The organism is Hyphomicrobium sp. (assembly GCF_041674905.1).
In the GTDB taxonomy this organism is placed as follows: Bacteria; Pseudomonadota; Alphaproteobacteria; order Rhizobiales; family Hyphomicrobiaceae; genus Hyphomicrobium_B.
Map to the genome: position 1 here is coordinate 26,029 of NZ_JBAYUV010000031.1, position 19,620 is coordinate 45,648.

General features: G+C 65.5%; 24 protein-coding genes. All 24 read right to left on the reverse strand.

Features of this window, described 5'->3' with window-relative positions; all coding sequences use genetic code 11:
• Window position 1 precedes the first annotated feature (1 nt).
• The 24 genes from trbK-alt to WC026_RS12615 all read right to left on the reverse strand — a co-directional run bounded on the left by trbK-alt (window position 2) and on the right by WC026_RS12615 (window position 19,189).
• Complete coding sequence (gene trbK-alt, locus WC026_RS12500) at window positions 2–319, reverse strand: putative entry exclusion protein TrbK-alt (protein WP_372711322.1); 318 nt, start codon at window positions 317–319, stop codon at window positions 2–4.
• Entirely contained in the window at window positions 319–1,062 is a 744-nt protein-coding gene (gene trbJ / locus WC026_RS12505; RefSeq protein WP_372711324.1) for a P-type conjugative transfer protein TrbJ, read from the reverse strand. Before trbJ ends, trbK-alt begins: the two co-directional genes overlap by 1 nt.
• Complete coding sequence (gene trbE / locus WC026_RS12510) at window positions 1,059–3,491, reverse strand: conjugal transfer protein TrbE (protein ID WP_372711325.1); 2,433 nt, start codon at window positions 3,489–3,491, stop codon at window positions 1,059–1,061. The genes trbJ and trbE overlap by 4 nt, the downstream gene beginning before the upstream one ends.
• A 10-nt stretch (window positions 3,492–3,501) precedes the next feature.
• On the reverse strand, window positions 3,502–3,771 hold the full coding sequence (locus WC026_RS12515) for a VirB3 family type IV secretion system protein (protein WP_372711326.1): 270 nt from the start codon (window positions 3,769–3,771) through the stop codon (window positions 3,502–3,504).
• A complete protein-coding gene (locus WC026_RS12520) occupies window positions 3,771–4,094 on the reverse strand; it encodes a TrbC/VirB2 family protein (protein ID WP_372711327.1) in 324 nt (107 codons plus the stop codon). The genes WC026_RS12515 and WC026_RS12520 overlap by 1 nt, the downstream gene beginning before the upstream one ends.
• Complete coding sequence (gene trbB / locus WC026_RS12525) at window positions 4,094–5,059, reverse strand: P-type conjugative transfer ATPase TrbB (RefSeq protein ID WP_372711328.1); 966 nt, start codon at window positions 5,057–5,059, stop codon at window positions 4,094–4,096. The genes WC026_RS12520 and trbB overlap by 1 nt, the downstream gene beginning before the upstream one ends.
• A 141-nt stretch (window positions 5,060–5,200) precedes the next feature.
• The gene (locus tag WC026_RS12530; protein ID WP_372711329.1) at window positions 5,201–5,638 is read right to left on the reverse strand and encodes a CopG family transcriptional regulator; all 438 of its coding nucleotides are present in this window, start codon (window positions 5,636–5,638) and stop codon (window positions 5,201–5,203) included.
• 5 nt (window positions 5,639–5,643) lie between these two features.
• Window positions 5,644–7,626 carry a conjugal transfer protein TraG gene (locus WC026_RS12535; protein WP_372711330.1) on the reverse strand — a complete coding sequence of 661 codons (1,983 nt, stop codon included), beginning with the start codon at window positions 7,624–7,626 and terminating at the stop codon, window positions 5,644–5,646.
• Window positions 7,627–7,735: 109 nt separating this feature from the next.
• Window positions 7,736–9,487, reverse strand: coding sequence for a relaxase/mobilization nuclease domain-containing protein (locus WC026_RS12540; protein ID WP_372711331.1), 1,752 nt, complete (start codon window positions 9,485–9,487; stop codon window positions 7,736–7,738).
• 247 nt (window positions 9,488–9,734) lie between these two features.
• Window positions 9,735–10,574 carry a lytic transglycosylase domain-containing protein gene (locus WC026_RS12545; protein WP_372711332.1) on the reverse strand — a complete coding sequence of 280 codons (840 nt, stop codon included), beginning with the start codon at window positions 10,572–10,574 and terminating at the stop codon, window positions 9,735–9,737.
• Between the two features lie 2 nt (window positions 10,575–10,576).
• Complete coding sequence (locus tag WC026_RS12550) at window positions 10,577–11,089, reverse strand: S26 family signal peptidase (protein WP_372711333.1); 513 nt, start codon at window positions 11,087–11,089, stop codon at window positions 10,577–10,579.
• Window positions 11,086–11,589: a DUF2840 domain-containing protein gene (locus WC026_RS12555; protein ID WP_372711335.1), complete on the reverse strand. Its 504-nt coding sequence runs from the start codon at window positions 11,587–11,589 to the stop codon at window positions 11,086–11,088. The genes WC026_RS12550 and WC026_RS12555 overlap by 4 nt, the downstream gene beginning before the upstream one ends.
• A complete protein-coding gene (locus WC026_RS12560; RefSeq protein ID WP_372711336.1) occupies window positions 11,586–11,840 on the reverse strand; it encodes a hypothetical protein in 255 nt (84 codons plus the stop codon). The genes WC026_RS12555 and WC026_RS12560 overlap by 4 nt, the downstream gene beginning before the upstream one ends.
• Window positions 11,837–12,475: a ParA family partition ATPase gene (gene parA, locus WC026_RS12565; RefSeq protein WP_372711337.1), complete on the reverse strand. Its 639-nt coding sequence runs from the start codon at window positions 12,473–12,475 to the stop codon at window positions 11,837–11,839. The genes WC026_RS12560 and parA overlap by 4 nt, the downstream gene beginning before the upstream one ends.
• Window positions 12,472–13,527, reverse strand: a complete 1,056-nt coding sequence (locus tag WC026_RS12570; RefSeq protein ID WP_372711338.1) for a replication initiator protein A — start codon at window positions 13,525–13,527, stop codon at window positions 12,472–12,474. The genes parA and WC026_RS12570 overlap by 4 nt, the downstream gene beginning before the upstream one ends.
• Before the next feature lie 8 nt (window positions 13,528–13,535).
• Window positions 13,536–13,820, reverse strand: a complete 285-nt coding sequence (locus WC026_RS12575) for a helix-turn-helix transcriptional regulator (protein WP_372711339.1) — start codon at window positions 13,818–13,820, stop codon at window positions 13,536–13,538.
• 132 nt (window positions 13,821–13,952) lie between these two features.
• Window positions 13,953–14,462, reverse strand: a complete 510-nt coding sequence (locus WC026_RS12580) for a DUF2285 domain-containing protein (protein ID WP_372711341.1) — start codon at window positions 14,460–14,462, stop codon at window positions 13,953–13,955.
• Entirely contained in the window at window positions 14,419–14,721 is a 303-nt protein-coding gene (locus tag WC026_RS12585) for a transcriptional regulator domain-containing protein (RefSeq protein WP_372711343.1), read from the reverse strand. Before WC026_RS12585 ends, WC026_RS12580 begins: the two co-directional genes overlap by 44 nt.
• A 117-nt stretch (window positions 14,722–14,838) precedes the next feature.
• Complete coding sequence (locus WC026_RS12590) at window positions 14,839–15,117, reverse strand: DNA -binding domain-containing protein (protein ID WP_372711344.1); 279 nt, start codon at window positions 15,115–15,117, stop codon at window positions 14,839–14,841.
• Window positions 15,118–15,165: 48 nt separating this feature from the next.
• Window positions 15,166–15,444 carry an XRE family transcriptional regulator gene (locus WC026_RS12595; protein ID WP_372711345.1) on the reverse strand — a complete coding sequence of 93 codons (279 nt, stop codon included), beginning with the start codon at window positions 15,442–15,444 and terminating at the stop codon, window positions 15,166–15,168.
• Window positions 15,445–15,710: 266 nt separating this feature from the next.
• The gene (locus tag WC026_RS12600) at window positions 15,711–16,034 is read right to left on the reverse strand and encodes a DUF736 domain-containing protein (protein WP_372711347.1); all 324 of its coding nucleotides are present in this window, start codon (window positions 16,032–16,034) and stop codon (window positions 15,711–15,713) included.
• A gap of 542 nt (window positions 16,035–16,576) precedes the next feature.
• Window positions 16,577–17,059 carry a hypothetical protein gene (locus WC026_RS12605; RefSeq protein ID WP_372711349.1) on the reverse strand — a complete coding sequence of 161 codons (483 nt, stop codon included), beginning with the start codon at window positions 17,057–17,059 and terminating at the stop codon, window positions 16,577–16,579.
• A gap of 145 nt (window positions 17,060–17,204) precedes the next feature.
• Window positions 17,205–18,191, reverse strand: coding sequence for an SIR2 family protein (locus WC026_RS12610; protein WP_372711350.1), 987 nt, complete (start codon window positions 18,189–18,191; stop codon window positions 17,205–17,207).
• A 59-nt stretch (window positions 18,192–18,250) separates the two neighbouring features.
• Window positions 18,251–19,189 (reverse strand): DUF2493 domain-containing protein, encoded by a 939-nt coding sequence (locus tag WC026_RS12615; RefSeq protein ID WP_372711351.1) that lies wholly within the window; start codon window positions 19,187–19,189, stop codon window positions 18,251–18,253.
• Window positions 19,190–19,620 lie beyond the last annotated feature (431 nt).

Here is a 19,620-nt window from a genome sequence, read left to right on the forward strand (position 1 = left end):
TTTACCTGTCGGGAGATTTGGCTAATGCCGCGGGTGGAGTCGTCGTGTTGGACGGCTGCCGATACGTGAAGAAGCGGTGGCGGCTCTCGGCCCAGGCAGCTTCGCAACCAGCGTCATCCTCCGCCTGCGCGGCGAGCACCTGGCATCGGTTCAGTTCGTCCGAGAGCGGATCGGAGGTCGCCGCGGGACTTGCAGCGTGGTCCGGCGAGCGCAATGGAGCCTCACGGAAGTGCGGCGTGGCGGCGATAATTGCGATAGCGACCAGGGCGAAGCCGACGGCGCGCGCAATGGCGGGGAGATTGAGGAAACGGCCGCGCATCAATGGAACATCTGCGCGTTGCCGGGCTGATAGCCCGCGCCATAGTTGAGGAAGTTCTGCATCTGCGCTTGCGCCTGAGCCTCGGTCTCGAGTTGGCGGGCGGCGTCCAGGCTTTGGGCGCGCGCGATCGAGGCCATGACGGCGGTGAGATCGGCGAGCTGCTTGGTCTGGATGGCGACGAGCTGATTGCCGGACTGTGCGGCTTGGAGTGCCCCGGTCGCGCCTTGGCTCGCCGTCACCAACGCGTCGATCTGGGTCCGCGTCGAGTCGAGGTTCTGCACGACGCCGGCCTGCACGCGCATGGTGTCTTGGAATCCGGCGCGGGCGTTCTGCCAGCGTGACTGCGCGTCGGCGAGAAGCTGCTGCGAGGACGTTCCGCTTGAATAGGCCTGCGGATATTGTTGCGTGAACGCCTGGTCGATCGTGCTCACGCTGTAAGCGATACGCTGCGCCTGGGTGAGAAGCTGCTGCGTCTGGGCGATCGACTGTTCGAGCGTGGCAAGCGAGGAGTACGGCAGGCTTGCGAGATTGCGCGCCTGATTGATCAGCGATGTCGCCTGGTTCTCCAGCATCTGGATTTCATTGTTGACCTGCTGAAGCTCGCGCGCGGCAGTCAGGATGTTCTGCGCATAGTTGGTCGGATCGAAGACGATCCACTGCGCTCGCGCGGGAACGCTGACGGTGATGACGGATAAGACAGTGACGCCGGCGACGAGACCGGCGCGCAGGCGGCGCGTAATCATGGGGAATCCTCTTGGTTGCGAGTAAGCATGTCGGCCGCCCAGTCGAGGTTCGTGCGGCGCAGCCACGCGGCGGCGAAGCCTTCGCGGCCGTGCGCCGCGAGGGTCTGTTCGATGGCGGTTTGGTCGGTCTTCGATGATGCGGCGGTGAAGGCCAGCGCGACTTCGGAGAGCCCAAGCTCGAATAGGCGGTTGCCCCGGCGCGACTGGCAGTAATATTCGCGCTTGGGCGTCGCCCGACTTAGGATCTCGATTTGCCGGTCATTGAGGCCGAAGCGCCGGTAGATCGCCGCGATCTGCGGCTCGAGCGCACGTTCGTTCGGCAGCAGAATCCGAGTCGGGCAGCTTTCAATGATGGCGGGCGCGATGGCGCTGCCGTCGATGTCCGCGAGCGATTGCGTGGCGAAGATGACGGACGCATTCTTCTTTCGCAGCGTCTTCAACCATTCGCGCAACTGACCAGCGAAACCGGGATCGTCGAGCGCGAGCCAACCCTCATCGACAATGAGCAAGATTGGGCGACCGTCGAAGCGGTCTTCGATCCGGTGAAACAGGTAGGACAGAACGGCCGGCGCGGCGCCCGCGCCAATTAGGCCCTCGGTCTCGAAGGCCTGCACTTCTGCCTCGCCCAGACGCTCGTTCTCCGCGTCGAGCAAACGGCCCCAGGGTCCACCGACCGTGTAGGGCTGGAGAGCCTGCTTCAGCGCGTTGGACTGCAAGAGCACTGAGAGGCCGGTGATGGTCCGTTCCGACACCGGCGCGGAGGCGAGCGAGGTCAGCGCCGACCATAGGTGTTCCTTCAACTCGGGGGTGACGGTGACCTGCTCTCGACCGAGCAAGGCCGCGACCCACTCGGCGGCCCAGGCGCGCTCGCCGGCGTCATCGACGCGCGCGAGCGGCTGCAAAGCGACGGGGATGCTCGCGTCATCAGCCAGCGCGCCGCCCAGATCGTGCCAGTCGCCGCCCATGGCGAGCGCGGCCGCGCGGATCGAGCCGCCGAAGTCGAAGGCGAAGACCTGCGCGCCCGCATAGCGCCGGAACTGCAAGGCCATCAGCGCCAGCAGCACGCTCTTTCCGGCGCCGGTCGGGCCGACGATCAGCGTGTGGCCGACATCGCCGACATGAAGACTGAATCGGAACGGCGTGGACCCTTCCGTCCGCGCGAAGAATAGCGGCGGCGCCTGAAAATGCTCATCGCGTTCCGGCCCGGCCCAGATCGCCGAGAATGGCATCATGTGAGCGAGGTTGAGTGTCGAGACCGGTGGCTGGCGGACATTGGCGTAGACATGGCCGGGGAGCGAGCCGAGCCACGCTTCGATCGCGTTGACGCCTTCGCGCATGCAGGTGAAGTCGCGGCCCTGGATGGTCTTCTCGACCAGACGCAAGCGCTCGTCGGCGACGCGCGGATCCTCGTCCCAGACAGTGACGGTGGTTGTCACATAGGCCTCGCCAACGAGATCAGTGCCGAGTTCCTGCAGCGCTTGATCGGCATCGAGCGCCTTGTTGGCGGCATCGGAGTCCATCAGGATCGATGCCTCGTTGGTCATCACCTCCTTCAGGATCGCCATGATCGATTTGCGCTTGGCAAACCATTGGCGGCGGATCTTGCCGAGCAGCTTGGCCGCGTCGGTCTTGTCGAGGCAGATGGCGCGGGTCGCCCAGCGGTATGGAAAGGCCAGGCGATTGAGGTCGTCGAGCAGGCCGGGCCAGGTCTGCGATGGGAAGCCCATGACGGTGAGCGTGCGCAGATGGGCGCGGCCGAGTCGGGGTTCCAGGCCTCCGGTTAGGTCCTCGTCGACCAGGATGGCATCGAGATACATCGGCGTCTCGGGAACACGCACGCGCTGGCGACGGGTCGAGACGCAGGAATGCAGGTAGGTCAGCGTCTCGCCGTCATCGAGCCATTCGGCCTCGGGCATGAAGCCTTCGACCAGGGCCAGCACGCGGTCGGTGCGATCGATGAAACCATCCAGCGCGGCGCGCCAATCGGCGCCCGCATGCGAGCGACCCTCGTAGAGCCAGCTTTCGGCGCGCGCGGCGTCGTCAGCCGGCGGCAGCCACAGCAGCGTGAGGAAGTACCGGCTCTCGAAGTGCGCGCCTTCTTCCTCGAACTGAGCGCGCCGCTCTGCGTCCACGAGGCCCGAAGTCGGATCGGGAAACTGCCCGATGGGATAGCGGTGGGCGGGCGCGCGCTGCGCCTCGATGAACACGGCCCAGCCGGAGCCCAGCCGGCGGAGCGCATTGTTCAGACGCGAGGTGATCGCCACCAGTTCGGCCGGCGTCGCCGAATCGAGATCGGGTCCGCGGAAGCGCGCGGTGCGCTGGAACGAACCGTCCTTGTTGAGGATGATGCCCTTGTCGACCAGTGCCGCCCAAGGCAGGAAGTCAGCGAGGTTCTGCGTATGGCGGCGATATTCGGCGAGGTTCATCATGGATCGAACCTCACGAGACCAGATGCTGCGGATAGCGCAGGTGGCGCCGCACGACGTCGACAAAGGCGGGATCGCGTTTGGTGGCCCACACGGCCGCGACATGGCCGATCAGCCAGATGAGTCCGCCAACGATCCAGAGGCGAAGTCCGAGCCCGACGGCGGCGGCGAGCGTGCCGTTGACAATCGCGACCGCGCGCGGCGCGCCGCCGAGCAGGATCGGCTCGGTCAGCGCGCGATGGACGGGCGCGTAGAAGCCGGCGATGGGCGCATCGTGCTCCATCAGACCAACACTCCGCCGCCGAACTGGAAGAAGGTCAGGAAGAAGCTCGATGCAGCGAAGGCGATTGACAGGCCGAACACGATCTGGATCAGGCGGCGGAAGCCGCCAGAGGTTTCGCCGAACGCCAGGGTCAAGCCGGTCACGATGATCACGATCACCGATATGACCTTGGCCACCGGCCCTTGGATCGAGTCGAGGATTTGCTGGAGGGGCTGCTCCCAAGGCATGTTGGAGCCGGCCGCGTAGGCCGGAGCGGTGGCGAGCGCGACGAAGGCGAAGGCCGAAGCCATGGCGAACGCTTGGCGAGCGCGGTTGAGCAGCATCACGGTTCTCCTGCGGGATTGAGGACGTAATCGCCTGTCGGGCCGAGGCCCTTGACCGCCGCGAGCTCGGTGAGCCGTCGGGCGGAGCCGCGGCCGGCGAGAACCGCGATGAGGTCGATGGTTTCGGCGATGAGCGCCCGCGGGACCGTGACGACGGCTTCCTGGATGAGCTGTTCGAGGCGGCGCAACGCGCCGATCGCTGAACCCGCATGCAACGTGCCGACACCGCCCGGGTGGCCGGTGCCCCACGCCTTCAACAGATCCAGCGCTTCCGCGCCACGCACCTCGCCGACCGGGATGCGATCGGGACGGAGCCGAAGGGCCGAGCGGACGAGATCGGACAGCGAGGCGGCGCCGTCCTTGGTGCGCAGCGCGACGAGGTTCGGCGCGGCGCATTGCAGCTCGCGTGTATCCTCGATCAGCACCACGCGGTCACCGGTCTTGGCGACCTCCGCGAGCAGAGCATTGACGAGCGTGGTCTTGCCGGTTGAGGTGCCGCCGGCGACGAGGATGTTTTTGCGTTCGCGGACTGCCGTGCGCAGCAGCTCAGCCTGTGCGTCCGACATGATCCCGGCGTCCACATAATCGCCGAGCGTGAACACGGCGACGGCAGGACGCCGGATGGCGAAGCACGGTGCAGCGGCCACGGGGGGAACCAGGCCCTCGAACCGTTCACCGCTTTCCGGCAGTTCCGCCGAGACCCGCGGACTGCCCGCATGCACCTCGACGCCGATATGGTGCGCGACGAGTCGTACGATACGTTCGGCGTCCGCTGGCGTGACTCGGCAGCCGGTGTCCTCGAGGCCGCCCGACAACCGGTCAATCCACAAGCGACCATCTGGATTAAGCATCACCTCGACGATGCTGGGATCTTCCAGGTAGGCGGAGATCGCCGGCCCGAGCGCTGTGCGCAGCATGCGCGCACCGCGGGCGAAAGCTTCCGATCGGAGAGAAATCGTCGTCATTAAAAAACCCCGCAAGTTCGCCTCACGCGGAGGCGCAGATGTCAGCGGGGTTGAGTAGAAAGAGCCGGAACTGGGTCTCTGCAACAACGGCGATGAGGTCGTAGGGCTCTGGGATAGAAAGACAGGTCGCCGGGACGATTGCTAGTCGGTCTGCGGGTTCAGGCCTTCCGCGAAAGTCGACGCCACATCGCGACTCACCTCGTCAGCAAGTTTGCGCCCACGCGCCAGGCGTCGGCCGAGCGCTTCGACAAAGCCGTCGTAACGCTCACGCCCCTTGGTTTGCGCTGCCGCCAAGGCGCTGTCGGGCAAGGCTGGAGTGCTCGTCAGCCAGAAGCGCACGAAGACCGCCAGCGCCTCGTTCGAGATGTCCACATGGCGCTCGATCCGCTCCAGGTGACGGTTCATGCGATCGAGCCGCCGTGCCAACGCAGCTTCCAACCGATCGGCGCCATCCGGCGACAGATGTGAAGCAAGCGCCGCCTCGACGACAAGCGCCTGCGGCACGCGCTTACGAGCTGCATAATCAGCCAGCTTTCCAGCGAGATCGGGCGGAAGGCGAAACGTGTGCTTGGTACGCATGGGCGTCACATCTGCATGTCGTCGCCTGGATCGAGCGAGACCTGGCGGGCGACAGTCCCGAACGTGCGCTGCATGATGCGCTGACGCTGCGCCTCGTCGTCCGGCTCCTCGTCCATTGGCTCAAACTCATGGGCCGGTTTTGCGGGCTCGGGCACGATCTCTTCGTGTTCCGGCAATTCCGGTTCGCGCCGGATGCCAGCGTTCGCGGGGTCTTCGGTCTCGGGTGCTGCCGGCGGAACGACTGTGCCGCCCCAATCGCCGTCCGGCGATACCGCAGAAGGTTCGTCGGAAGGTGACGATTTGCGATCGGTCAGCGCGGGCGGCGGGAGGATGCGCGCTGTCATCTCAGGGTCTTCGAAGTAGCGCGCCTTCTTCGCCCGGATGGGGGCGCAGCCGGACATGAGAACCAGCTCCTCGTCCGGCGGGAGCTGCATGACCTCGCCGGGCGTCAGCAGCGGACGCGCCGTCTCCTGGCGCGAGACCATCAAATGACCGAGCCATGGGCTCAAGCGGCTGCCTGCATAGTTCTTCATGGCGCGCATTTCGGTCGCGGTGCCAAGCGCGTCGGACACGCGCTTGGCGGTGCGCTCATCATTCGTGGCGAAGCTCACACGCACATGGCAGTTGTCGAGAATGGAGTTGTTCTGCCCGTACGCTTTCTCGATCTGGTTCAGGCTCTGGGCGATGAGAAAGCTCTTCAGCCCGTAGCCCGCCATGAAAGCGAGGGCGCTTTCGAAAAAGTCGAGACGGCCGAGCGCGGGAAACTCGTCCAGCATGAGCAGCAGCCGATGCCGGCGGCGCTTCGATTCCAGCTCCTCGGTGAGGCGCCGGCCGATCTGATTGAGGATCAAGCGGATGAGAGGCTTGGTCCTGCTGATGTCCGACGGCGGCACGACGAGATAGAGGGTCACCGGATGCTCAGCCTCAACGAGATCGCGGATGCGCCAGTCGCAGCGCGCCGTGACGGCGGCGACGACTGGATCGCGGTAGAGCCCAAGGAACGACATGGCCGTCGACAAAACGCCGGAGCGTTCGTTCTCGCTCTTGTTGAGCAGCTCGCGCGCGGCGCTGGCGACCACGGGGTGAACACCCGTCTTCTCCAGATGAGGCGTCGTCATCATCGCCCGCAGCGTGGTCTCGATCGGCCGCTTCGGATCGGAGAGGAAGTTGGCGACACCGGCGAGGGTCTTGTCTCTTTCGGCGTAAAGGACGTGCAGGATCGTGCCGACGAGCAGCGAGTGGCTCGTCTTCTCCCAATGGTTTCTTTTCTCGAGCGCACCTTCGGGATCGACCAGCACGTCGGCGATGTTCTGGACGTCCCTGACTTCCCACTCGCCGCGCCGGACCTCGAGCAGCGGGTTGTAGGCCGAACTCTTTGTGTTGGTCGGATCGAACAGCAGCACCCGACCGAAGCGCGCACGCCAGCCGGCGGTCAGACCCCAATTCTCGCCCTTAATGTCATGGACGATGGCCGAGCCCGGCCAGGTGAGCAGCGTTGGTACCACCAGGCCGACGCCCTTGCCGGACCGCGTCGGTGCGAAGCACAGCACGTGCTCCGGGCCGTGGTGGCGAAGATAGGCGCCCTTCCATCGGCCGAGCAGAACGCCGTCGGGATGAAGAAGCCCAGCCTTCCGAATCTCACGCGCCTCGGCCCAACGCGCTGACCCATACGTCGTGACCTTCTTCGCTTCGCGCGCCCGCCAGACCGACATGGCGACAGCCACGACGAAGGCGCCGACTCCGCCGGCGCCCGCGATGAAGCCGCCGGTGACGAAGATGTCGTGGGCATAGGCGTCGTAGGCGAACCACCACCAGAAGAAGGCGGGCGGCTGGTACATCGGCCAGCCGAACAGCATGAACCAGGGGTGGCCGAGTTGCGGCTGAAAGGCGAGCTGCCAGGCGGTCCATTCCGTCGCGGTCCAGATGAAGCCGAGGACGACCGCACAGACAAGAAGGACCTGGCCCCAGAGAATCTTGGTCGCGTTCACGGCGAGACCAGATCAGCAGCATCTCGCGAGGCGGCCGCAAGCGCGGACTGCGAGGCGTCGGGAACCCGGACGCGCTGGAGCAACAATCGGACGGACAGTATTGCGATCCTCATAGTCCGAGCCCTCGCTTCCGCCCCAGAGGCCATTCCACGTTTCCACCGGGGGCCATGACGCCACGCACCTCGCGGCCAAGCTCCTTCTCCAGCGCCGGGCGCCAGGGCACGAGCTGAAATCCGAGCCCGTCATCGATCATCGCGAACCGACCGGAGGCCAGCGTCACGCGCTGGCGGTAGACGCCGGAGACGCGCTCGCCTTCGGCTGCAGGCTGATAGGGAAGCCCCGTCTCGGCCGACAGTTTCGACGCCGCGTCCTCCAATTCCCGCCGCCGCAGGGTCGAGAGGAGATCGCGGGCGAACACCACGCGCTGGCCTTGCCGGCGCGCAAGCCCTTCCTGGGCCAGATGATCGATGCGCGCTTCCATCGCGTCGCGCACCTCGGCCCCGAATCCGCCGCCGCTGAGCGGCGCGTCCTTGGCGAGGAGCCGGCGATCGAGCCAGGTGGCTCCGGACGCCGTTGTCTGCGCCTCGATCGACAGGTCGGAGCGCGTCGCGAGCGACAGTCGGCGACGCCCGTTCGCATCGTCATAGGACCGCGCCTCGACGATCGCACTGGCTGGTGCATCCCCGGTCATCTCGAGATCGGAGAACTTCAGATGGTGGGTGCGCCCGTCGACACCGGCGACGATCGCATAGGCGGTGCCCTTCAGCTCATCGTCAAGGCCGCGTTTGATCAGCCGGCCGAGCACCGGATCGGCGGGCTCCTCGCCATGCAGGGCGAAGGTGCTGACGTCCGGCTCGTGTCCGCCGGCGCTCATCGCCTGGTGCATTGTCTTGATGATGTCGCCCCGGATGCCGAGCTGGCGCAGGGTTTGGTCGAGGCCCGGCTTCAACGTCCAACAGGCGGGCCCGACCGGATCGACCAGGCCGAGCCGTTCGAGCTTCGCTGCGCGGCCGAGCAGCAGTTGGCGGAGCGCCGGATCTTCGGCATTGGGACCGGGTCGCAAATCGGCGACGCCGCCGCAGTCATCCGAGATGTCCCGAAGCGCCCGATCGAGGCTGGTCCAGCGCTCCGCCTCGACCTCCTTCTCCAGCGCCGTGCGGATCTCCTGCTCGCTGCGCGGGCCAAGCTCCAGGGTGACGCGCTCGGCGGCGCGATCGCGAAAACCACGGCTGATGTAGTCGCGGCTGATCACCAAGTCCTGCCCGTCATCGGCGCGGCCGCGGATCAGGACGTGGACATGGGGGTTGTCGGTGTTCCAGTGGTCGACGGCGACCCAGTCGAGCTTGGTGCCGAGGTCCTTCTCGACGTCCCGCATCAGCTCGCGCGTGAAGGTCTTGAGATCTCCGAGCTCCGCGCCGTCTTCGGGCGAGATGATGAAACGGAAGTGGTGGCGGTCATCCTCGCAGCGCTCGGCGAACGCGCGTTCGTTGGCGGTATCGGATGCGGCGTCGAACATGTGTGCGTTCTCGCCGTCCCGGGTCACGCCCTCGCGCTTCAAGTAGGCAATGTGCTTGGGCATCGGCGCCGAGCGAAAGCGTGTTCCCTGGTGGCGCACGACGCGCGCCTTCATCACCACGCGCCGGGCGTTCGAGCGCAGCCGGATCGAGACCGCCGCACGTCGGCCGCGGCCGAACCGCGACCGGCTGCGATCCTGGCTCGAGCGGAAGCTGTTGCCGACATGCCCAGCCTTCTTGGCGGCCCGCATCACCTCGCCGACAAAGGTCTGGGGATGCTTGCCGCCGCGATTGCCGTGCTGGATGCGCCCAGGCCGAACGCGCAGGTCGTCGTCGCACGTCGTCATGGGGTGGAATGCCGCCCGGAGTCAGACCGACGGCGCTTGAACCATTGAATTGGTTGGTGAAAGTGCGGAAAGCGCCAGCAGGGGGTATCGATAAGGACAGTAAATACTTCAATCTTCCCAACCACATAAGCCGCGCCGGAGGCCGGTCTTTTCCCTTGCCGTCCGTTGGTTGGGTTCCTGTGCTGACTGTCCCTCACACACAGACCGCCGCCACAGCCCTCCACAGCACGCTGGCCACCGATCGCACTCATTGCGACCGCTCCCGGTTCGACAGAGCGACGAACAGTCCATCGGACTGTGGCGCGAGGCCCGTCCAATCCTGCGCCGGATGGTTGGTCGACGGCTGAGGCGATAGCGGCGGCGATGCTGACGACATGTCGTTTGGCGGACGTGCCGGGCGCGTTGGGAACAACGACGCCTCGGTCCAGGACTTCACCACGGCGGCGAGTATGACCGTGTCGTCCGCTGAACCTCCGCCGACAATCGGCGCGAGTCGGGAGAGATAGGCGCGCGTCTCCGCCGGTAGCGGTCGGCCGGTCGTGAGATGCTCTTCCCAGCGCGCAGGACCGGCATTGTAAGCCGCGAGGAAACCGGAAATGCCGTAGCGGTCGTGCAGCTCACGCAGATAACCGACGCCAGCGATAATATTGTCGTGGGCATCGTATGGATCGGCGCCCAAACGGTAGCGCTGGCGCAGGGCAGCCCATGTCTCAGGCATGATCTGCATGAGACCGATGGCGCCCTTCGGTGAGATGGCGCGTACATCGCTGAAGCTTTCGGCGCGCATCACGGCACGTATCCACGCCGCCGGAATGCCAAAGCGCTGCGAGGCCTCGGCGACGAAGGCAGCGAACGGCCCACGTGCAGCGGCAGTGTTGACAGGCCGCGCGGTCGCAGGTTCGGCGCACACTTCGTTGCAGCCGAGCGTCACCACAATCGCAAGGCCGAGGGCCGCCAGCGTGGCATGGCGATGCGGATGGAATCCTGCTGACGTGCGCGCAGCGAACGTCGACACGGCCGGAAAGGAGGAAGGGGGATGGCAGGGAGAGCGCAAGGCGTCCGCGATCCGACTGCGGTTTTCTGGCATGGTTAATCCTCCTCGCGCGTCCAGAGAGGATCGGCCCGGCCGACGATGGTGCTGGCAGGCAGCGGGCCGAAATAACGGCCATCGAAGGAGTCTTCCGACTGCCAGTTCATGAGGAAGACCTCGTCATCCGCAACGACACGACAGCCGCGCCAAATAGGCAGCGTACGGCCACTTCTGTCGTGGACGAGCGCTTCGCCCATGGCGATTCCATCGACGGTGATCGTGCGGTCGGAGCGGCAGACGGTCTGCCCTGGCAGAGCGAGGATGCGCTTCAGCATCGGCACGTCCTTGGGCAGATAGCGTCGTTCGTCGAGGAAGGTCGCGAGCGCCGTTGGCGGCCGGACCACCACCAGCTCGGTGATATGCAGAACTCCAGCCGGATGGATGGTGTAGAGTCCGGTCGGCACGCTGGCGCTGGCGTTCCAGATGAACCGCGGCGAGACGGGAAAGATCGCCGCGCCTGCGAAACCCAGCAGCGCGAAATACGTCGTCATGACGTAGCCAAAGCGCGTCATGACAGCATCCTCCGCAGGAGCCACGCGCGATGCTGGTCGCGGCTATAGGGACGCGGCTCGTATCCGGCGCCCAGGCGATTGTGGACGTGCCGCCAGTGTTCGGGCGTCGCGTCGGCCGGATCGATGCCGAGGGCTTCGACGGCATCGACGGCGGCGAAGACGCGCTCGACCTTCGGCCAGCCGCTGATGCGCAGCAGGATCTCGCCGCCGGGACGGACGAACGGCAGCGTCTGATAGGCTTCGCCTGGCGCGACCGAGCGCACGATGTCGATGCGCGAGACAACGGTGCCGAAGTCATTCGAGGCCCAGCGGACGAAGGCGAAGACGGTGTTTGGCGCGAAGCTCAGCACACGGCGGCGGCGATCGATGATTGTCTCGGCGACATCGCGGCCGAACCTGATCCAGTGCTCGACGCGCTTTTCGAGCCAGGTGAGTTCGACGGTCGTAAGGGCGTCGGGCGAACGAAGCGATGCCTGCGCGAAGGCGGGATTCGCCATCATGTCTGTCCTCCATCGGTTGCGGGGAATTCGCGGGCGAGGAGGTCGCGCAGCATGTCGGCGACGGTCTGGCCGCGCTGGAAGGCCGTGATCTTGATCCGGGCGCGCAACTCGGGCGTCACATCGATGGTGAGCCGGGCGGTGAAGAGAACGCCCGCCGCAGGCGTTGCGACCGAAGGCTCGGGCGCGCGCACCCACGCATCGGGATCGTCTGGTCGCGCTGCAAATCGCCGATTCGACGTCCGTGCGGTCATCGCATCACCCGATCGATTTCGGCGGCCAGCGCTGTGATCTCACGCGCTGCGGGACTCGCGATGTCGATGTCGGAGACGAGGCGTCCGGTGCGCGCGGCGTCGGCGAAGGCGACACGCTGACCGATGCACGAGGTGAGAACCGGCGGATCATGATCGGCGAGACCGACAGCAGTTTCGCGAGCGATCACGGTGCGCGCAGCGCAGCGATTGAGCACGAAGCGGGCGATGATCTGCGGGCGGAAGATGCGCGCTTCCTCGAGCAGCTTCAGCATCTCGGCCGACGCCCAGCCATCGAAAGGCGACGGCTGCGCGGGGATCAGGACGAGATCGGCGGCGAGCAGGGCCGACCGCAGCAAGCCGGCGACGCGTGGTGGCCCGTCGATGACGACGTGGTCAACATCAAGAGCGAGCTCGGGCGCTTCCCGGTGCAGCGTGTCACGGGCGAGGCCGATGACGCCGAACAGGCGCGGCACAGCTTCCTTGGCGCGCTGCGCGGACCAGTCGAGCGCTGACCCTTGCGGATCGGCGTCGATGACCGTGACGCGCTTTCCCTGGGCCGCCCAGGCGCCCGCCAGGTGCAGGGCGAGCGTTGTCTTGCCGACGCCGCCTTTCTGATTGAGGAAGGCGACGATCATCGCTCTTCCCTCCCGGGTTTTCCCCGGTCGACCGCGCCGCCAACAACAGAAGAGTTAGATTCTTCGTTAGAGTCTAAGTTAGGCGGCTCTGAAGCATTTGATGTGCTTGGGGAAAGAGCCGCTTCCGGTTCCTGATAGCACGAGGGTGCGGTTCCTGATGGCACGTGTCCCGCGGTTCCCGATGGCACGAGCGCTTCCAGAGCTTGTCCACAGGCCCTCGTGGACAAAGACGTGTCGCTGACGAAGGCGAGCAACTCGCGGCCGCCGCTCGCGCGATCGACGCCGAGGCGATAACCCGGCAACGGCTGGCGGCGTGCGATGTCGCGCAGTTCGAAGGCGAAGCGCTTGAACGGCGAGAGGCTCGCCGACTTCGTGTAGAGGTGTCGGAAATCGAACCGCCAGCCCGCACGCTGCTTGCCGGCGTGCTTGCGCACGAGGCGGTAAAGCCAGCGCTCCAAACCGCCCGTTAGGGCGAAGTACGCACGATCGATCGTCAGCACGAGCGCGTCATCGAGGACCGCGCGATAGAACCAGTCCGGCACGATGAGATCGATGCCGGCGGTGTTTCCGTGCGCGTCGGCGTGCTCGGTCCATTCGTTGATCCAGGAGAAGCGGTGCATGCGCCGCTCGCTCGCCTGGCGCAGCGAGGTGGCGACGGTGGTGGACTGCAAGCGGTCGAAGGCAGCCTTCAGGCGGTGATAGTCGCGCGCGCTAGTGCCGCGGCCGATGAACCTCAGAATCTCGTAGGGCGTGGCGGCCATCAGGCGCGAGGTGCGCAGGCCGGAGTCGCGCGCCTGAACGATTTGCGATGCGGCCCAGATCAAGACGTCGGCATCCCAGATGGTCGCCATGCCGTGCTCGGGCACTGCTTCGACACGGATGGCAATGTCGTTCATCCGGTAGTCGATCGGCGTCGTGCGATGTGTCTTGGCGAGCGAGAAGAACGGATAGGCCATGAGGTCCTGCGCGTCGCGCGGCGCGAGATCGCCCGGCAGCGCCCGAAACAGTTCGAGCTGCTCGCGTTCGGAGCGGATGCGGTGGCGCGCCGGCATGAGAGATGTCAGCGGTGCGGTTGGCGGGCTTGTTCAAGTTCGGCGGCCGTATGGCGCCGCGCCGGCAACACGACGACCTTGCCGGGGTCGGATGTCGACGCCTTGGCGGCGGCGTCGACCCAGGCCTGCAGGTCCTCTATGCGGTACACGACGCGCCCGCCGAGCTTCGAATAGCGCGGGCCGGTGCCGTAGATGCGGTGCTTCTCGAGTGTGCGGATAGAGAGGCCGACGAAGCGCGAGGCTTCCGGCGTGCGCAGGTAGCGCGGCGGCAAACCTGCGAGATTGGTGGACATGGGATACCTCCGTGATCGCGTGGAAGGCCGTCGGATGACGGCGGCTGTCAGCGATCACGGTGGCGGAAGGGGACCGGTCCGAAATAGGGCGATCTCGGAGGGTAGCGAAAGCGCATCCAGATAGGCGGAGCCCTATATGCGACGACGATAGGGATGAAGGAGAAGGCGGCGATAGCCGCTACGCATCATGGAGAACCCGAGGCGGATGATGCGGCCGGTCTGATCGCGCAGTTCGTGCGAAATCCAGTCGCGCTTGGAGATGGGGGCAGTATCGAACAGAACGGCGGCGATCTCGGGGTAGGTCGCGCGTTCGAGCCGGCCATCAAGCGCGCGCAGCGCGAGGATGAGCCGGCCGCGCCGCTCGGGCGTGAGTGCTCCGAGGACGGGGCCTGGCGTGCGCCCGGTCAGCGCGCGCCACAGGCGCAGCGCGGCGGCGGCGCGGATGTCGAAGAGCCGGTCAAGCGGCAGGAGAACGGCGACAGGCGCGCCGACCTTGTTCTCGCGGTGAATCCGCAGTTGCGCGCCGCGCAGATCGACGACCTGATCCTCTTCTTCGACGGTCAGAATGGATTGGAGGCTTCGCGCATCGAGGCGAAATCTAGGATCGGCGAGGCCGTCCGGGCCTTCGGTCAGGGTCACCACGCTCGGGAGCGTCTGAGGTGTCCAGAGTACGGCGTGTCGCGCGGGATTTAAGTTTCGCTCGAAATCGTAACCCCCAGCGCCGAGCGAATACCTCGGCCTCGTTGGGATCAAGTGTTCGCTTTCGACTGCTGCGCGCCAGGCGCGCGTGGTCGCTCAGAAAGTCGGGGTTCCGCAGTAGGAATTCATAGGCGAAGGCAGGCGCATCGAGCGGCCGCAGGTCCTCATACGCGCTCGCCGATCGCCAATCGGCGCGAGCCATGGGCAACGTCTCCTCTTACCATTCGCCGTTCCACGGCCCTGTGCAGAAGATGCACGCTCTGGTAGCGCTTCGAAACGCACAAGAGTCGCAGGATGCGTTGCCAAACCTGCACGGAACTCAGTGCGGTGCGCCGCCCTGGAGAAGGTGGCGATAGCCTTTTTCCGTCATCCACCGGGCGCGGGCGAGGTGACTTTCCCAGGCCCGCCGCGCGCGATCACGTTCCCGTACTGGATCGATGCGCAGGACGATCTTCGCTACCTCCTGCCAATCGGCGCCGTCAGCTTCCGCGTCGAGCAGCCGGAGATAGGTGATGGCATGCCGCTCGTCGTAGCCGGTCAGGATAGCGGCGGTTGGGGCGACATCGTCCACCGGCGGGTCCAAAGGTGGCGACTGCATCGAAGCTCCTCAGCGATACGGTTTCCTAAACGTTAACACGAACCGGCTTCATCGTTTCAAGGTCGCCGACTTTCTCGCTGGCCTCGTTGCCGGCTCTGCCTCATGGAGGAGCATGACGCCGCGGCCACGGTCGGATTCGACGAACAGGATCCCAGCGGCTTCCAGAACACGGCGCACCTGATCGCGCGTACCCTCGTGCACCTGGAGCTGCCTTTCGGACTCCAAGCGCTTCAGGGCGGTCAGCGCCACCAGGGCTTTCTCGGCGAGCATCTCCTGCTTCCAATTCAGCAAGGCTCGCGCGGCCCGAACTTGTCGGCCGGTGATCATTCATGATCACCTCCGACAGACGATCTGCGCGCACCAGAAATACGACTATAATAGTCGCTTTGTGGTGCCGCAACGGCTCTGTGAACGGTGTTTTTGCCATCCACGAGGGTCGGCGGCCGCTTCCAGGGCGGCCGATTCGCTGACCGGCCGGCGGCGTTCCCCGGGAGGGAGATGCAATGCGGGATGTGGCGGCGCGGCTTGGGTGTGGTTACGGTCGTGCGACAGCCCCGCCCGGGGGACCGGGCGGGGCGTCGGGAAGATCCGGCTTAGTCGCCGTTGCGCTTGCTGGGGCGCGACCAGATGAGGGTGTAGCCGTCGCCGTCCTCGTCGTCGAACAGGTTGGCGAAGATCGGGGCATTGAAGCTGGGATCGTCGAGCTTGAGCGAGAGGTAGTCGCGGCCCTCGTTGGAGCGCTTCGACCATGCGGCCCCGATCTCGGCCCGGCCCACATAGACCCGGTGGCTGGGAGCGTTGTCGTTGGAGCGGTTGGTCTCGGGCACGATGCGGACGCCCTTGGTCTGTAAGCTCAGGGTGACGATCTCGCCCTGGAAGTCGGTGCCGACCTTCTTGAAAGAACCGATGTTAGCCATGTCACTTCTCCTTGCTGTTTTCGAGCCCGCGACCACCGCGGCCTCGATGGCGATCGACGGGCCGGGGACGATCGACGACGCACCCGCTCGCGGGCCGGAGCGCAGCGGAGGATGACGGCGGTGAGACTTTCTTGCCTCGCGAGGAATGGGCTTAGCCCAGGGGAAGAAAGTCGATCCGACGGCGTTGCGGCTCAGGCGATCGAGGCGCAGCCGGTCTTCGGCCAGATCAGGCCATCACGAGGCCAGGTGCGTCCGTGCTTGAACAGCATCCTCGGGAGAAGACGTGGCGGATGTCGGTTGTATTGCACAAGATGTCGGCGAGTTCAGGCGTAGAGAAAGAGGTCATAGGGTAGGAAAAGGCGGGACCGTTTGCCGCGCACATGCCGCAACGAGACGCTCTGTCCTATGGGTCATCGGCCGTCAGAGATCGAACCGACGCTGGCGAAGCGCGCCCGACGTTGGCCGCATGCTCCGGGACTTGAGCACGCGTTCCCGAAGCGCCCGATCGTCAACGCTACCTCAGTCGATGATGAAGACGATGCTCATCCATCGCGCGTCACAGCCGTCAGAACCGGTTGAGGCCCGTCTCGTGACGCCCCGCCCGGCCGTAGCGGGAGAGGCTCTGCGAAGACCGTCATCCGCGCCCAAGCCGTGCCGCCAATGAAGAGCGCGCCGATCCAGGCGAACACCTCGCGCCAGACGAGCGACGGAACGCCGATCTCCGAGAGTCCGAGAACCGCATGATAGCCGGCAATCGCCGCCGGAATGGCGAAGGCGGCCGCGATGGCGGCGCGCAGAGGCAGCGGGCGAACAACCGCGAACGCGATCTGGCCGACGCCGAGGGTGAGAGCGCCGGCGACGATGCCGACAACCAGCGCGCCAATGACGCCGGCGCCGCCATGGAACGCCGCCATCCCGGCAGTGAGGCCGACGAAGAACGGCAGGGCGTAGACGGCGAGCGTGAAGATCAGCCAGCAGAACAAGCCGATCCCGAACATGCTGAGGATGAGTCCGATGACAAGCATGGTGGTAGCCCCCGTGACAAAAGCTGTGACGGTCGCGCCTTCCACCACCACCGCGGCGCGCTGCGCAGATTAGCTCATCGCCGGGCCGATTGGAATCCGGGATCTGGGCGGGGAAGGCTTTAGGATGCCGGAAATCGTGTGCGGATCAGGGGAAAAAGGTCGCATGGATGCGGCGATACTCTTCAGTTTCTGCCTGATTGCTCGGGAAAACCTCGATCAAAGGCCGTGTGGCTGTGCTGATCAATCCCTTCCAGATACGCGCGCCGTGCGGCGACGACAAAACCAGGCCCTTCACGTCCGACGTCGTGTTCCAGATGAACACTGACAACCCATGATGTTCGACCGCCTCGGCAATAGCAGCGTTGATATGCTCGTCGGCGAAGCCATAGCCTGCAATCATCAGCCGTACATCACCGGTGTTGATGACCGCTCTGAAGATGTCGGCGTACCAGCTCAGCAGGGGCATCGAAGCGATCTTTGCTGTCTTTTCGGTTCCAACAACCATCACGTTGCCGCCGCCAGGCGATCGCCAATTGAACGATCCGTGAAGCTTGATGACGTTCATCTGGTTGGCGAGCCGTCCCTGTGCTCTCGGGTCGACGACTGGCTGCATCGTGAATGTGGGATCATAAGCACCGATATTCGTGCCGAACCAGCGCTGGCCAGGGCTTGGAACGAGACCCGGCAGGACTCCGCCGGGCGCACCCGCGACATGCTCGTTGTAGAGATGCCGTTCGAAGAAAAGGTCTTGATTCAGAGTGAACAGATATCCCGAACTGTTTCCCTCGTTGCGCTGTCCGAAGAAGCGGAACAGCAGTTCCTGCACCTTGTAAATGTTGATCCACGGATCATGGTCTGGCCGTGCGATCTCACGATCCATCGCTACGAAAGTGTCGAAAACCGCTTGCTCGATCTCCGCGCGGTCAGCGGCCGTGAAGGGTGCAACGTGCGTCTTGCCGAGCGCGACTTCGAAGGCCGTTTCGTCCAGGAGGAGGTCACGCAAGCCGGCGTTCGCGCGGATGCGCGGATGCCCAACGAGTGATGACCAAACCTCGTTGGCAAGCTGGCCACCCCAGTTGCGCGACCATCCAGCGCCGGTGAGAAGAATGCGCTTACTGAACTTTCCGATCATGCGAACGATGATATCACGGAGCGGTCGGATGGTGGGATCGACGGTTTAGAGGGCGGCGCTCACGCGCCGCTCTCGCCGAACTTCCAGACCGGGATGCCGAACTTCTTCGCCTTGTCGGCGAGGTTGCCCTGGATGCCGGTGCCGGGGAACACCATGACGCCGATCGGCAGCACCTCCAGCATCGCGTCGTTGCGCTTGAACGGTGCGGCCTTGGCGTGCTTCGTCCAGTCGGGCTTGAACGCGACCTGCGGCACCTTCCGGTTGGTCGCCCATTTGGCGGCGATCAGCTCGGTGCCCTTCGGCGAGCCGCCGTGCAGCAGCACCATGTCGGGGTGCTTCGCGTGGACCTTGTCGAGCCGATCCCAGATCAGCCGATGGTCGTTGAAGTCGAGCCCACCGGTAAGTGCGATCTTCGGTCCTGCCGGCAGCATCACCTCGGTCTCAGCGCGGCGCTTGGCGGCGAGGAAATCGCGACTGTCGATCATTGCCGAAGTCAGTGCGCGGTGGTTGACCAGTGATCCGGAGCGGGGACGCCAGGGGGAGCCGGTCTGGACCTCGAAGCGCTCAGCAGCCTGGTCGCGGAAGAGCTCCATGCTGTTGCGGCGTTCGATCAGCGTGATGCCCTCGGCCGTGAGACGCTCGAGTTCGACCGAGCGCACCTCCGAGCCGTTCTGCTCCCGCTGACTCCTCTGCTGCGCCTGCTCGTTATCGTCGAGTTCGCGTTCGATACGACCGGTGGCGCGGTGGAACAGGTTGACTGTCGACCAGAGCAAGTCCTCGAGGTCGGGTTCGAGGCGCGTGTCGCTCAGGGTCGAGAGCAGGGCGTCGAAGATGTCGGCGACGGCGCCCGCGACGGTATCGCCTTCCGGAAGCGGCCTCGGATCAGGCTCGTCGTGGAAGGGACGGTAGCCATAGAGCTGAAGTTCGTTGAGCACGTGATCGGTCGGGGAGGATGTGTGTGGCGGTTCGAATTCGGTGTCGTCGTGGTCGGTCGTCATGGTGAGGTCCTTTGCCGGATCGACCGCGCCCATCGCGGCCTTCGTGGCGATCACCAGACGGCGGGCGGAACGGGCCAGAACCCGCAGCGCAGCGGAGGGCCGGAGCGCCAGCGGAGGATGGCGAAGCCCGGCTATTTTGTTTCGCGCTGCAAAGGCCCGCAGGGCCGGCGGAAAATAGCCGGGCGCAGCCATTGCCGGGCCGGGCCGCTTGCCGTCCGATCGCCCTCTAGAAGGCCAAGGGCGCGACTCTGTCCGGGCGTCTTGGGCCTCGCCTGACTGGCCATGACGATGCGCGAACCGCCGATGCTCACCCCGTCTCGGCCGTCGCCCACAGCATGAAGCGGATGACGTCCTGCGGCGCAAGCTGGATGCGCAAGGTTGCCCGGAGTTCGTCGATGTCGAACGTGCGCAGATCTTCGTTGAAATCGCCG

What these genes read in the sequence shown, in the direction of transcription:
- WC026_RS12515 (WP_372711326.1), bottom strand. Translation starts at nt 3,771, where the DNA reads ATGGAGCACGATGCGCCCATCGCCGGCTTCTACGCGCCCGTCCATCGC.
- trbK-alt (WP_372711322.1), bottom strand. Translation starts at nt 319, where the DNA reads ATGCGCGGCCGTTTCCTCAATCTCCCCGCCATTGCGCGCGCCGTCGGC.
- WC026_RS12555 (WP_372711335.1), bottom strand. Translation starts at nt 11,589, where the DNA reads ATGATGGCGAATCCCGCCTTCGCGCAGGCATCGCTTCGTTCGCCCGAC.
- WC026_RS12615 (WP_372711351.1), bottom strand. Translation starts at nt 19,189, where the DNA reads ATGACGACCGACCACGACGACACCGAATTCGAACCGCCACACACATCC.
- trbB (WP_372711328.1), bottom strand. Translation starts at nt 5,059, where the DNA reads ATGACGACGATTTCTCTCCGATCGGAAGCTTTCGCCCGCGGTGCGCGC.
- WC026_RS12560 (WP_372711336.1), bottom strand. Translation starts at nt 11,840, where the DNA reads ATGACCGCACGGACGTCGAATCGGCGATTTGCAGCGCGACCAGACGAT.
- WC026_RS12570 (WP_372711338.1), bottom strand. Translation starts at nt 13,527, where the DNA reads ATGCCGGCGCGCCACCGCATCCGCTCCGAACGCGAGCAGCTCGAACTG.
- WC026_RS12585 (WP_372711343.1), bottom strand. Translation starts at nt 14,721, where the DNA reads ATGGCTCGCGCCGATTGGCGATCGGCGAGCGCGTATGAGGACCTGCGG.
- trbJ (WP_372711324.1), bottom strand. Translation starts at nt 1,062, where the DNA reads ATGATTACGCGCCGCCTGCGCGCCGGTCTCGTCGCCGGCGTCACTGTC.
- WC026_RS12610 (WP_372711350.1), bottom strand. Translation starts at nt 18,191, where the DNA reads ATGATCGGAAAGTTCAGTAAGCGCATTCTTCTCACCGGCGCTGGATGG.
- parA (WP_372711337.1), bottom strand. Translation starts at nt 12,475, where the DNA reads ATGATCGTCGCCTTCCTCAATCAGAAAGGCGGCGTCGGCAAGACAACG.
- WC026_RS12545 (WP_372711332.1), bottom strand. Translation starts at nt 10,574, where the DNA reads ATGCCAGAAAACCGCAGTCGGATCGCGGACGCCTTGCGCTCTCCCTGC.
- WC026_RS12600 (WP_372711347.1), bottom strand. Translation starts at nt 16,034, where the DNA reads ATGGCTAACATCGGTTCTTTCAAGAAGGTCGGCACCGACTTCCAGGGC.
- WC026_RS12605 (WP_372711349.1), bottom strand. Translation starts at nt 17,059, where the DNA reads ATGCTTGTCATCGGACTCATCCTCAGCATGTTCGGGATCGGCTTGTTC.
- WC026_RS12575 (WP_372711339.1), bottom strand. Translation starts at nt 13,820, where the DNA reads ATGTCCACCAATCTCGCAGGTTTGCCGCCGCGCTACCTGCGCACGCCG.
- WC026_RS12590 (WP_372711344.1), bottom strand. Translation starts at nt 15,117, where the DNA reads ATGCAGTCGCCACCTTTGGACCCGCCGGTGGACGATGTCGCCCCAACC.
- WC026_RS12530 (WP_372711329.1), bottom strand. Translation starts at nt 5,638, where the DNA reads ATGCGTACCAAGCACACGTTTCGCCTTCCGCCCGATCTCGCTGGAAAG.
- WC026_RS12540 (WP_372711331.1), bottom strand. Translation starts at nt 9,487, where the DNA reads ATGACGACGTGCGACGACGACCTGCGCGTTCGGCCTGGGCGCATCCAG.
- WC026_RS12520 (WP_372711327.1), bottom strand. Translation starts at nt 4,094, where the DNA reads ATGCTGCTCAACCGCGCTCGCCAAGCGTTCGCCATGGCTTCGGCCTTC.
- WC026_RS12595 (WP_372711345.1), bottom strand. Translation starts at nt 15,444, where the DNA reads ATGATCACCGGCCGACAAGTTCGGGCCGCGCGAGCCTTGCTGAATTGG.
- trbE (WP_372711325.1), bottom strand. Translation starts at nt 3,491, where the DNA reads ATGATGAACCTCGCCGAATATCGCCGCCATACGCAGAACCTCGCTGAC.
- WC026_RS12550 (WP_372711333.1), bottom strand. Translation starts at nt 11,089, where the DNA reads ATGACGCGCTTTGGCTACGTCATGACGACGTATTTCGCGCTGCTGGGT.